Source organism: Gordonia sp. GN26 (assembly GCF_054823965.1).
In genome coordinates this window covers 81009-92627 of the sequence record NZ_JSYC01000006.1, presented here as the reverse complement: position 1 = coordinate 92627, position 11619 = coordinate 81009, and the positions used below count along the sequence as shown (strand labels likewise).

Below are 11619 nucleotides of genomic sequence, written 5' to 3'. Positions count from 1 at the left end.
GTAGGCGAGGAGCTTGCGACGAGCCGTATCTCCTGTTCGTTGAGTAGATCCCGGAGCTTGCGGAGGGGTCGTATCCCCTGTTCGTTGAGTAGACCCCGGAGCTTGCGGACGAGCCGTATCCCCTGATCGTTGAGTAGACCCCGGAGCTTGCGGAGGGGTCGTATCGAAACGAGCTAGGGTGTCAGCGTGTCTCGACCTGACTCCGGCAACCATGATCCCGCAGGTGAAGTGCCTCCCCATCATCACGAGGACTTCACGACGCGGCATGCGCCGATGCCGATCGAGTTGCCCTTCGACGACGAAGAGGCGTCGACCGACGTCGACCTCAAGACGCAGCTGATCCGCTTCATCGTCACCGGTGCCGGGTCGGCGGTCCTCGACTTCGGGCTGACGCTGTTCATGCAGTACATCGTCGGAACCCCGGACTGGGTCGCCAAGGCACTCGGCTTCATCCTCGGTACCACGGTCGCGTACCTGATCAACCGCCGCTGGACCTTCCGCGCGGAGCCGAGCGCCGCCCGCTTCATCGCGGTCGTGCTTCTCTATCTGGTCACGTTCGCGGTCAACGTGGGTCTGTACAGCTGGTTGTCGTCGTTGTGGGAGAAGACCGCCCTCTACTCGGCGATCGCCTTCGTCATCGCGCAGGGCACCGCGACGGTCATCAACTTCGTGGTCCAGCGGGCGGTCATCTTCAAGATCCGCTGATCGCTTCGCCGCTCGTTCGGGGAGGGTTCCGCGCCGCAGAGGCGGCGCTGCGCGGGTGGCTCACGCCCGCTGCGGAACCTCCGGGGGAATGGCCGCGAGAAGACTGCGGGTGTAGTCGGTTTCGGGATCATGCAGGATCCGCGACGCCGGACCGGTCTCGACGACCCTGCCGTTCTGCATCACCGCGACGGTGTCGCTGATCTGCTCGACGACGGCGAGGTCGTGCGCGATGAACAGGAAGGTCAGCCCCTTGTCGCGCTGGAGGCCGCGCAGCAGGTCGAGGACGCCTGCCTGCACCGACACGTCGAGAGATGCCGTCGACTCGTCGAGGATGAGGATCTCCGGTTCGGAGGCCAACGCACGCGCGATGCAGACGCGCTGCCGCTGTCCGCCGGACAGCTCGTGCGGATAGCGGCCGAGGAAGGACGCGTCGAGGCTGACGTCGTCGAGCAATTGCTGCGCACGACTCCGCATCTCGTCGCGTCCGGACGTCAGTCCGTGTGCGCGGAGCGGCTCGGCGATCGACGCGGCGACCGTCATCCGCGGATCGAGTGACGCAGTCGGGTCCTGGAACACCATCGCGACCCGGCGTCGGAGCAGCGCCTCGTCGGCACCGCGGACGCCCACCGCCTCGACCTCGCGCCCGTCGACGGAGACGGTGACGCTGCCCGTCACCGTCGTTCCCTGGCCGGAGGTGATCAGTCCGGTCACAACGCCTGCGACCGTGGACTTCCCCGACCCCGACTCGCCGACGATGCCGAGGGTCCGGCCGCGTGCCACCTCGAGATCCACCCCGTCGATCGCATGCACCACGTGCCGACCCGTCGGTCCGCGCACCACGTACTCGACGCCGAGCCCGCGTACCTGCAGCACCGGCTTCTCGGCGACGTCCTTCGCCGGTCCCACGCCGGCGTCCCGGTCCTCGACCTTGCTCAACAGCGGCCGCGAGTCGAGGAGCTTCTGGCTGTACTCGTCCTGCGGGTCGTCGAAGAGTGCTGCCACCTTCCGGCTTTCGACGATGCGACCCGAACGCATGACCATCACGCGGTCCGCGATCCGGCCGATCACCCCGAGATCGTGACTGATCCAGATCACCGCCATCCCGCGTTTGCGCTGTAGGTCGGCGACGAGGTCGATGATCTGTGCCTGTGTGGTCACGTCGAGGGCGGTGGTCGCCTCGTCGGCGATGAGCAGCTCGGGGTCGCAGGCGAGGGCGATGGCGATCATCACGCGTTGGCGCTGGCCGCCCGACAGCTGGTGCGGGTATGCGCGCAAACGGCTTTCGGGATCGGGCAGGTTCACGTCGCGCAGCAGTTGGAGCGCGCGGTCGTGTGCCTGGGCGCGGTTGAGGCCGAGGTGTCGGCGGGGTCCCTCGGTGAGTTGCTGTTCGATGGTGAGCAACGGATTGAGGCTCGACGACGGGTCCTGGAAGACGAACCCGACCTTCGTCCCGTGGAGGGCACGCAGCGTCGACGGGGTGGCACCGACGATCTCGGTCTCGCCGAGTCGAGCAGATCCTCGGACGTAGGCGCTGGGGGCGTCGAACAGGCCGGTCGCCGACAGCACGCTCAGCGATTTCCCCGATCCGCTCTCGCCGACGATGCCGAGGGTCTCGCCGCGTGCGACCGTGAAACTGATGCCGTGCACGATCTCTCGTGGCCCGACCCCGACGATGAGGTCCTCCACATCGAGCACCGTGTCCTCGGCGACGGCGCGTGCCGGCTTCGGCTTCGCCGTCGCAACGGTCGCGGACCCGCGGTCGTGTCCGCGGTTGCGCAGCAGTGTGCGCTGTCGCGGATCGAGCACGTCGCGCACCCCGTCGCCGATCAGGTTGAACGCGAACACGGTGAACAGGATCGCGAGGCCCGGGAAGACGCCCATCCACCAGGCGGTGGTGATGAAGCCCTGGGCATCGAAGAGCATCCGGCCCCACGACGGGTCGGGCGGCTGCACACCGAGCCCCAGGAAGGACAGTGCCGCCTCCGACAGGATGGCGAACGCGAGGGAGATCGAGGTCTGCACGATGACCGGTCCCGAGATGTTCGGCAGCACATGGCTGAACAGGATGCGGGAGGTGCGCACGCCCATCGTCCGGGCCGACTGCACGTACTGGGTCTGCCGCACCCGCAGGGTGTCGGCGCGGGCGACGCGGGCGAAGATCGGGATGTAGACGACGCCGATGGCGATCATCGCCGACGTGACACCGGGTCCGAGCACCGCGACGATCGCCAGTGCCAGGAGGAGCACAGGGAACGAGAACACCACGTCGACGATGCGCATGAGCGCGGTGTCGAGTACCCCACCGGCGAATCCCGCGACCATGCCCAGGATCACGCCGACGGTCAGCGAGATCGCCACGGCGATCACCGCGACCCGCAGGCTCACCGACGCCGCGAGCACGACCCGGGAGAAGACGTCGCGGCCGAGGTCGTCGGTGCCGAACAGATGCGACCAGCTCGGTGCCTGCAGTGCGTTCGGCACGTCGATCGCGTTGGCGCCGTAGGGCGCGATGAGCGGTCCGAGGATCGCGGCGAGGATGACCACCGCGATGATGACCAGTCCCGCGACCGACGCCCGGTTGCGGAGCAGCAGTCGCCAGGCCGAGTCCGTGGCCGCGGGGGTTTCGGGTGCGGTGGGGGTCATGACAACCGGATCCTCGGGTCGATGACGGCGTAGAGGATGTCCACGACGAGGTTCACGAGCAGGAAGATCACCGCGATCAGCAGGATGGCGCCCTGCAGCACCGGGTAGTCGCGGGCCGCGACCGAGTCGTAGACCAGCAGTCCCAGACCCGGCCAGGCGAACACGACCTCCACGACGATGACGCCACCGAGCAGTCCGGCGAACTGGATGCCGGAGATGGTGAGAACGGGAACCAGTGCGTTGCGCCCCACGTGGTCGAGCATGATCTTCTTCTTGCTCAAACCCTTTGACTCGGCCGTCGTGACGAACGGCGTGTTCACCACTTCGAGCACGGACGACCGCACGTACCGCGTCATGATCGCGCCGGTCACGACCCCGACCGTCACCGCGGGCAGGACGAGATGCTCGAACCAGCCGAGCGGGCCGTCGGCGAACGGCTGGTACCCCGCCGACGGCAGCCAGCCGAGCGCGGTCGAGAAGAGACCGATCAGCAGGATGCCCATCCAGAAGTCCGGGACCGAGATGCCGAACTGGCTGATGACGCGAATGACGTTGTCGGCCATGCGACCTTCGCGGAGAGCCGCCCACGACCCCAGCGGGATCGCGATGAGCAGGGCCACCACGATGGCGGCTAAGGCGAGCGTGATGGTGGCGGGCAGGCGGTCGAACAGCATGGTCGTGACCGGTTCGCTGTTGCGGAAGCTCACCCCGAGGTCGCCGGTGAAAGCGTTGCCGACATAGGCGAACAATTGGCTCGCCAGTGGCTGGTCCAGGCCGGAGGCACTGCGCAGCGCCTCATACGATTCCGGCGTGTACCGCGTGCCGAGCGCGATGCGGACCGGGTCGCCGGGCACGATCTGGATGAGGAAGAAGACCGCGACGATCACGCCGAGCAGCACGGCGACGGTGTAGGCGAGCCGGATGAGGATGAAGCGCAGCAGCGGTGAACGGAGCGCGGTCACGTCAGCTCCTCTCCAGCCGGGCGGACCGGAACCGGACGGCTTTGTCGGACCGGACCGTGTACCCGTGGAGTTCCTTCGAAAACGCCTGCGTGGCAGACGGGTTGTAGAGGTACAGGTAACTCACGTCGTCGGCTATCCGACCGGCGGCGTCGGCGTAGATGCCCTTGCGGGTCTCGACGTCGAGTTCGGTGCGACCCCGGTCGAGCAGCGCATCGACCTGTGGGTTGGAGTACTTCTGCGAGTTCGACGTCCCCTTCGAATGATGCTGGGCGTAGTAGAAGTCGTCGGGATCGATGTTGCCGAGCCAACCGAGCAGGAGGGCGTCGAAGTCGCCGGCGGCCTGACGGTCGAGCCAGGCGCCGAAATCGAGTTGTTCGATCTTGACGTCGATCCCGACGTCGGCGAGATTCGACGCGATGACCTGTGCCGCGGTCACGGTCTCGGGATACTCGGTGGTGACCATGAGCCGCATGTCCATCGACGTGATACCGGCCTCGCGCAGCAGGCTTTTCGCTTTGTCGACGGCCTGGGCGCGGTCGAGGCCCGCGGTGTAGCGGTCGTAAGGAGCGAACCACGGGCTGGTCGGGGGGATCGCGAGCTCGTTGGGTGTGGCGGTGCCGTATCCGACCACCTGCGCGATCGACGGGCGGTCGATGGCGTAGGCGACGGCCTGACGTACCCGGGTGTCCTCGAACGGCTTGGCGTCGAAGTTCATCGTGACGTACCAGTAGTCGTTCGCCGTGACGGTGCCGACCTCGAGCGTGTCGTCCCGGGACAGGATGCTCAGCTGCTGTGCGGGAATCGCGTCCGTCCAATCGATCTCACCGGAGCGCAGCGCCGACACCGCAGTCGTGCCCTGCGAGATGAAGCTGTAGTTCACGCCGTCGATGGCCGGCGGACCACCCCAGTAGTCGGGGTTGGACTTCAGCACGATCGAGGCGCCGGGGGAGCGGGAGACGAACGAGAACGGTCCGGTCCCCACGGGTTTCGTGGCGATCTCACCGGAGTCGACGTTGCGCCGGTTGACGATCGCCAATCCCTTGAAGCCGCCGATGTTGGTCAGCAAGTTCGGGGTGGGCTCGCGGACGGTGAACTGCACGCGCCGGTCGTCGAGCGCGGTGATCGATTCGATGGCCTCGAGTTTCCAGGCGTTGGACAGTTCCTCATCGAGGATGCGTCGGAACGAGAACTCCACGTCGGCGGCGGTGAGGGGGTCGCCGTTGTGGAAGGTGACGTCGGGCCGCAGCAGGAACGTCCACTGCCGGGCGTCGGGACTGACCTCCCAACTCTCGGCGAGAGCCGGCTGCATCTGCAGGTTCTCGTCGGGTTCGACGAGGGTGTCGAAGACGTTCTCGAGTACCTCGAACGTGAAGTACGAACTGGATTTCTGGGGATCGAGCTGGTCGGGTTCGCCGGCGATGGCCACGCGCAACGTGTTCGGCGACGTCGACGACCCGCCGCACGCGGCGAGTGCCGAGGCACCGAGAAGCGCCGTACCGGTGACCCCCGCGGCCCTGAAGAAGGTACGCCTGCTCAGGCGAGATCGACCCCTCACCCGACCGGCCCCTGCCCCGACCACGAGGCCGACCCACCGGGTGAATCGGTCATCGCTGTCCTCCCACCCGGTGATCGCTCACACCTGGGGTCTGCATCGTCCGTGTTCTGCAGTCTGCCCCAGGTGTGGGACCCGTGCAACCGTGCCGGTTCGGCGGTGGTGGGATCAGGTTCGGTGGCGAATTCGGTTGACAGTCAACCGGATCAGCCGTTGACCTTCGCGATCACGTTGTCCGCGTACCAGTTCAGATGATCGATCTTCTTCTGCAGTGGCTCGGTGTCGTCGCCCTTCACGTAGGGCAGACGGAAGCCGACGATCACGTCGGTGATCCCCTTGTCCTCCAGTCGCTTACATCCGTCGACCGTGTAGGCGTCCGTCGAGATCACATGGATCTCGAAGGGGTCGTTCGTCTTGCCCTCGGCCTTGCGGATCTCGTTGATCCGATCGAGGAGGGTGTCGAGTTCTTCGTGCGGGCCACCGCCGTGCATCCAACCGTCGCCACGGATCACCGCCCGTTTCAGCGCGGCATCGGCGTGACCGCCGACGAGCAGCGGGATCGGCTCGGTGGGAGCGGGCGTCATCTTGATCTTCGGGATGTCGTAGAACTCGCCGTGGAACTCGAAGTACTCGCCTGTGGTGAGGCCACGGATGATGTCCATGCACTCGTCCATCCGCTTGCCGCGCCGACGGAAGTCGACACCCATGAAGTCGTAGTCCTCGGGCCACGGGCTCGTGCCGACGCCGAGTGCGAGGCGGTTACCGGTGAGGTAGGCGACCGAGCTGGCCTGCTTGGCGACCAGCGCCGGCGGGCGAACAGGGAGTTTGAGCACGAACGGGGTGAAACGGATGGTCGAGGTGACCGCACCGAGTGCCGCGGCCTGGATGAAGGTCTCGATGAACGCCTTGCCGTCGAGGAACTCGCGGTTGCCGTCGGGCGTGTACGGATACTTGGCGTCCGATTCCTCGGGATAGGCGAGCGAGTCGGGGATGGTGAAACCGGCGTACCCCGCTTTCTCCGCGGCCTGCGCGAGCGGCGCGTAGTACGACGGGTCGGTCATGGCCTCGGCGAAAGTGAACCGCATCTTGCTCCTCAAGGACGTCCAGACGGAACTCTCCCCACAGTAGAACACGTTCTAGTTTGCGCGGGAAGATTCCGGCATCGACGCAGGTGGAAGCCAGCGCGGCAACCCGGAAAGTGGGTTGTTCTCCCGTGCGCCCGGCCCCGGTCGCACGCGGACGTCCGCCAGGTCGACCTGCTCGCCGCAGGCCGAGCAGTGAGGTTCGACGGTCATCGCGTTGCCGCAGGAGTGCACCGACTCCACCGGTGCGCCGTCGCCGGTGGTCCACTTGTCGCCCCACTGGCGCAGCGCGGTGACTACCGTCCACAGATCGCGACCCTTGTCGGTGAGGCGGTAGTCGTAGCGGACCGGGTTGCCCTGGTAGGGCTCCTTGGTCATCACCCCGTGCTCGACGAGGGTGTCCAGGCGCTGGGTCAGGACGTTGCGGGCGATGCCGAGTCGCGTCGAGAACTCGTCGAACCGCGTCACGCCGAACAGGGCGTCGCGAACGATGAGCAGGGTCCACCACTCGCCGACGATCTCCAGGCTCTGGGCGACGGAGCAGTTCATGTCGGTGAAGGAAGCGCGACGCATGGCCTCGACCATAGTGGGTTGCGTGAAGCAACTCAACCTGCTTGCATGAGTTTCATGAAACAACTCAGCAGGCAGCGGGACGCTGTCAACGGTCTGGTGGAAGAATTCGGGGCATTGCCGGTTGGTTCTGGGAGGTGGGCGGCCACCATCGACCAAAGCTGGTGGGGCTGGTCGGGTCCATTCGGTGGGGCGATCGTCGCGCTCGCCGTACACGTCGCGGCCGATGCCGTGCCAGGGGCGTCGGTTCGCGCGGTGGACCTGCGGTTCGTCGGCAAACCGGCCGGCGGCGAACTCATCCTGACGCCATCGGTCCGGGAGGTCGGTCGGCACACGCGGATCATCGACGTGGCCGTCACGCAGGGAGCCGGGGCGATCGCGATCGCTTCGGTGACGACGGGGCGGGTCGGCGACGCCGCTCACGACGACATCGTCGACATCGCGGCGGCCGTGCCGGGTCCGGAGGGGCTCGCCAAGTTCAACATCCCGCCGGAGATCGTTCCCATGGGCGGTCACCTCGACCTCCGCCCGGTCGACGGCCCACTGCCGCTGACCGGCTCCGCCGACTCGTGGATGCGTGCGTGGATCTCCACGCGCACCCCCATGGCACTCGACGCGGCCTACCTCGGCCTGCTGGCCGACTGTCTACCTCCGGCCGTCTTCCCCACGCTGACCGCACCGCTGGCCATCCCCACCGTCGCCTTCTCGATGCACATCACCGCACCGCTCGACGATCCCGAACCCGCGCCGATCCTCGTGCACACCCGCAACATCTCCACGTCGGGCGGCTGGTCCGTCGACGACACCACCCTCCGTGACCGCAACGGTCGGCTCCTCGCCTCCGCCCGGCAGAGCCGCCGCGTCGTGGGGTGGTCGGCCCGATGACCTCCACACGCACCGAAATCGATTCGCCTGCAGGGCCGCCGACTTCGGCCCGACCCGGGTTCACGCTTCTCATCTTGTCCGGCGCCGCGTTCATGGCCAGCCTGGACGTGTTCATCGTCAACGTCGCGTTCGACGACATGAGCGCCGACTTCGGCGGTGCCGGCCTGTCCGCGATGTCGTGGATTCTCAACGCGTACGCGATTCTCTATGCGGCATTGCTCGTTCCGGCAGGTCGGATCGTCGACCGTTATGGACGCAAGGGTGGATTCCTCCTGGGTCTCGCACTCTTCACCGTCGCCAGTGCAGCCTGTGCTGCAGCACAGGGAGTCTGGTGGCTGGTCGCGTTCCGCGGGCTGCAGGCCGTGGGTGCAGCGATCCTGACGCCGGCAAGCCTCGGGCTCGTGGTGTCGACGCTGCCACCGGAGCGTCGTGCGCGTGGTGTGAAGATCTGGGCGGCCACCGGAGCGCTCGCCGCCGCTTTCGGTCCCGCCGTGGGCGGCATGTTGGTCGAGGCGTCGTGGCGGTGGGTGTTCCTGGTGAACATCCCGGTGGGGATCGCGGCTCTCGTGGCGGGTGCGTTCATCCTCGTCCGCTCCCGAAACGACTCTGTGACAGCGTTTCCCGATGCTCTTGGCGCCGGCCTGCTCGTCGTGTCGGTGGGTGCGTTGACTCTTGGCCTGGTGCAGGGCAGTGACTGGGGCTGGTCGGACTCCCGCATCGTCGGCGCGTGGATTGTGGCGCTGGTGGCGTTCGCGGGATTCGTCGTCAGTTCCCGACGCCATGCCGAGCCGGTCATCGACCCGGCGCTGTTGCGGGTTCGGACCTTCTCCTACGCCAATGTGGCGATGTTGCTCTTCTCGATCCCGTTCGCCGGTGCCTTGCTTGCCAATGTTCTCTGGTTGCAACAGGTCTGGGGATTCTCGGCGATCACCACCGGGCTGGCCGTGTCCACCGGGCCTCTCATGGTCCCGGTCTTCGCCGCGGTTGCCGACCGCCTGAGTACGCGGGTTCCGGTGGGAGTGCTGGTGGCGGTGGGGTGCGTCCTCTTCGCCGTCGGCGTCGCGATGGTCGCGCTGTCGGTCGACGCCAGCCCGGACTTCGCGACCGAGATGCTGCCCGGCTGGCTCATCGGCGGTATCGGTGTCGGCTTCGCGATGCCGTCCATCCTGTCCTCGGCGACGGCAGATCTACCCGCCCATCAGGCGGCGACCGGCAGTGCGGTGGTCAGCATGAGCCGACAGATCGGAATGTCATTGGGAGTCAGCCTGTTCGTCGCGATCGTCGGGACCGCGGTGCTCTACGACGACGTCCACGACGCCTACGTGTCGGCGTGGTGGGTCCTCGCCGCCATCGGGGTGGTCGGCGGCGTCGCCGCGCTCGGCATGACCCCGCGCGCCGGGCGCTGAAAAGAGTTGCGGCAGTTGGTTCCGGTATTCGGAACCAACTGCCGCAGCGAATTCGCTACCAGTTCAGGGCCGCGTGAAGCGCTCCCGACGACCCAGCCCGCGCAACCGCACCCACTCGGCGAACGCCTTCGGATCTCGTTGCTGGACAAGGAAGAACCAGCCGAAGCGGGCGTACTCCTGGGGGAGCAGCTTGCGCATCCCGGGCTGGCTCATGAGGTAGCCGCGGTTGCGGTAGGTGAAGTAGCGCTTGGTGTCGTTGTCCGGGTACTGGGTGTGCATGCGGCCGCCCAGGATCGGGCGGAACTCCGCGGAACCGTCCGGATGAAGGTAGCCCGCGCGCAGGCAGGTACCGAACTTCACACCGGACCGCACCAGGCGTCGGTGCACCTCGACCTCGTCGCCGCGGAAGAACAACCGCAGGTCGGGGACGCCGACCTGCTCGAGGCACTCGGCAGAGAACAGCGCGCCGTTGAACAGCGACGCGATGCCGGGCAGCAGGTCATCAGACTGCGCTTCACCGTCGGCAAACAGCTCAGAACGCTTACGCCGCCACACGAGTCCCCGCCGCAGAGGGAACGCAAGGGTGTCCGGGTCGTCGAGGTTGGCGACCACCGGCGACACCTCGTCGAGATCGTGACGCTTCGCGCAGTCGAGCAGCGTCGACAGCACCGACGATCCGTCGGGCCGGCCGTCGTCGTCGGCGCACCAGACCCAATCGGCACCGAGAGCGAGCGCATGCAGCATGCCCAGCGCGAAACCGCCTGCGCCGCCGAGGTTGCGCTGCGACCCCAGGTACGTGGTGGGAACAGGCTGGGCGGCAACGAGTTCGGCGACCTCGGGTTCGTCGGCGTTGTCGACGACGATGAGGTGGTCGACGGGCCGGTCCTGACCGGACACCACCTTCAACGACTCGGCAAGCAGTTCGACGCGACGGTGGGTCACCACCACCGCGATCACCTTCTCGGGCCGGGCCTGTACCACTAGGCCGTACCCTCCGAGTCGGCCTTGACCTGGGCGATCACCTTGCGGACGTGGGCTGCGGCGCCCGGGCCCTCGTAGGCCTCGACGACCTCTTCGATGCCACCGTCCATGCGGATCTGGCCGTGGTCGATCCACAGCGCGCGATCGCATAGCTGGGCGAGGAACTCGTTGGAGTGGCTGGCGAAGACCAGGATTCCGGAGCGTTCGACGAGCGCCTGCAGACGGCCGCGGGCCTTCTTCATGAAGTCGGCGTCGACGGCGCCGATGCCCTCGTCGAGGATCAGGACCTCCGGATCGATCGACGTCACCACGCCGAGTGCGATGCGCACGCGCATACCGGTGGAGTAAGTCCGCAGCGGCATCTGCAGGTAGTCGCCGAGTTCGGTGAACTCCGCGATGTCGTCGATCTTCTTCAGCATCTCCTTGCGGGTCATGCCCAGGAACATGCCGCGGATGATGATGTTCTCGTAGCCCGAGATCTCGGGGTCCATGCCGACACCGAGGTCGAAGACCGGGGCCACGCGTCCCTGCACCCGGCACGCACCACGGGTGGGCTCGTAGATACCCGACAGCAGACGCAGCAGCGTCGACTTCCCGGCGCCGTTGTGGCCGACGAGACCGATGCGGTCGCCGTGCTTGAGGTGCAGGTTGATGTCCTTGAGCGCCTCGACGACCACGACATTCGACGCGTTGGAGCCGATGACACCGCCGGCGGCGCCGAGGACGGACTTCTTCAGCGAACGCGTCTTGGCGTCGAAGATCGGGAAGTCGACGCAGGCATCCCACGTGTCGACGCGGACCCGGTTGTCCCCGAGGTTGTTGTTCTTGGCCAT

The 11619-nt window shown here is 66.9% G+C and carries 10 protein-coding genes; 3 read left to right on the top strand and 7 right to left on the bottom strand.

The window, feature by feature from the left end:
• Positions 1-186 precede the first annotated feature (186 nt).
• Positions 187-705 carry a GtrA family protein gene (locus tag OK17_RS01455; protein ID WP_461416457.1) on the top strand — a complete coding sequence of 173 codons (519 nt, stop codon included), beginning with the start codon at positions 187-189 and terminating at the stop codon, positions 703-705.
• A 60-nt stretch (positions 706-765) separates the two neighbouring features.
• Here OK17_RS01455 and OK17_RS01450 read toward each other — a convergent pair whose 3' ends face one another.
• From OK17_RS01450 to OK17_RS01430, 5 genes are all read right to left on the bottom strand, one after another.
• Positions 766-3348 (bottom strand): dipeptide ABC transporter ATP-binding protein, encoded by a 2583-nt coding sequence (locus OK17_RS01450; protein ID WP_461416456.1) that lies wholly within the window; start codon positions 3346-3348, stop codon positions 766-768.
• Positions 3345-4310, bottom strand: coding sequence for an ABC transporter permease (locus tag OK17_RS01445; protein ID WP_232717460.1), 966 nt, complete (start codon positions 4308-4310; stop codon positions 3345-3347). The genes OK17_RS01450 and OK17_RS01445 overlap by 4 nt, the downstream gene beginning before the upstream one ends.
• 1 nt (position 4311) lies before the next feature.
• Positions 4312-5865, bottom strand: a complete 1554-nt coding sequence (locus OK17_RS01440) for an ABC transporter substrate-binding protein (protein ID WP_461416455.1) — start codon at positions 5863-5865, stop codon at positions 4312-4314.
• A gap of 203 nt (positions 5866-6068) precedes the next feature.
• Positions 6069-6947 (bottom strand): TIGR03619 family F420-dependent LLM class oxidoreductase, encoded by an 879-nt coding sequence (locus OK17_RS01435; RefSeq protein WP_461416454.1) that lies wholly within the window; start codon positions 6945-6947, stop codon positions 6069-6071.
• A 51-nt stretch (positions 6948-6998) separates the two neighbouring features.
• Positions 6999-7517 (bottom strand): winged helix-turn-helix transcriptional regulator, encoded by a 519-nt coding sequence (locus tag OK17_RS01430; protein ID WP_461416453.1) that lies wholly within the window; start codon positions 7515-7517, stop codon positions 6999-7001.
• A 54-nt stretch (positions 7518-7571) separates the two neighbouring features.
• On the opposite strand from OK17_RS01430, the gene OK17_RS01425 reads away from it, so the two are divergent.
• Positions 7572-8399 (top strand): acyl-CoA thioesterase, encoded by an 828-nt coding sequence (locus OK17_RS01425; RefSeq protein WP_461416460.1) that lies wholly within the window; start codon positions 7572-7574, stop codon positions 8397-8399.
• Entirely contained in the window at positions 8396-9805 is a 1410-nt protein-coding gene (locus OK17_RS01420; RefSeq protein ID WP_461416452.1) for a DHA2 family efflux MFS transporter permease subunit, read from the top strand. The genes OK17_RS01425 and OK17_RS01420 overlap by 4 nt, the downstream gene beginning before the upstream one ends.
• A gap of 63 nt (positions 9806-9868) precedes the next feature.
• On the opposite strand, the gene glfT1 is transcribed toward OK17_RS01420, so the two are convergent.
• Complete coding sequence (gene glfT1, locus OK17_RS01415; RefSeq protein ID WP_006867118.1) at positions 9869-10786, bottom strand: galactofuranosyltransferase GlfT1; 918 nt, start codon at positions 10784-10786, stop codon at positions 9869-9871.
• A complete protein-coding gene (gene wzt, locus OK17_RS01410; RefSeq protein WP_006867119.1) occupies positions 10786-11619 on the bottom strand; it encodes a galactan export ABC transporter ATP-binding subunit Wzt/RfbE in 834 nt (277 codons plus the stop codon). The genes glfT1 and wzt overlap by 1 nt, the downstream gene beginning before the upstream one ends.

Bases quoted from the DNA above. Each gene is read 5' to 3' on its own strand.
- OK17_RS01450 (WP_461416456.1), bottom strand. From the start codon at position 3,348: ATGACCCCCACCGCACCCGAAACCCCCGCGGCCACGGACTCGGCCTGG.
- OK17_RS01435 (WP_461416454.1), bottom strand. From the start codon at position 6,947: ATGCGGTTCACTTTCGCCGAGGCCATGACCGACCCGTCGTACTACGCG.
- OK17_RS01430 (WP_461416453.1), bottom strand. From the start codon at position 7,517: ATGCGTCGCGCTTCCTTCACCGACATGAACTGCTCCGTCGCCCAGAGC.
- OK17_RS01425 (WP_461416460.1), top strand. From the start codon at position 7,572: ATGAAACAACTCAGCAGGCAGCGGGACGCTGTCAACGGTCTGGTGGAA.
- OK17_RS01420 (WP_461416452.1), top strand. From the start codon at position 8,396: ATGACCTCCACACGCACCGAAATCGATTCGCCTGCAGGGCCGCCGACT.
- wzt (WP_006867119.1), bottom strand. From the start codon at position 11,619: ATGGCCAAGAACAACAACCTCGGGGACAACCGGGTCCGCGTCGACACG.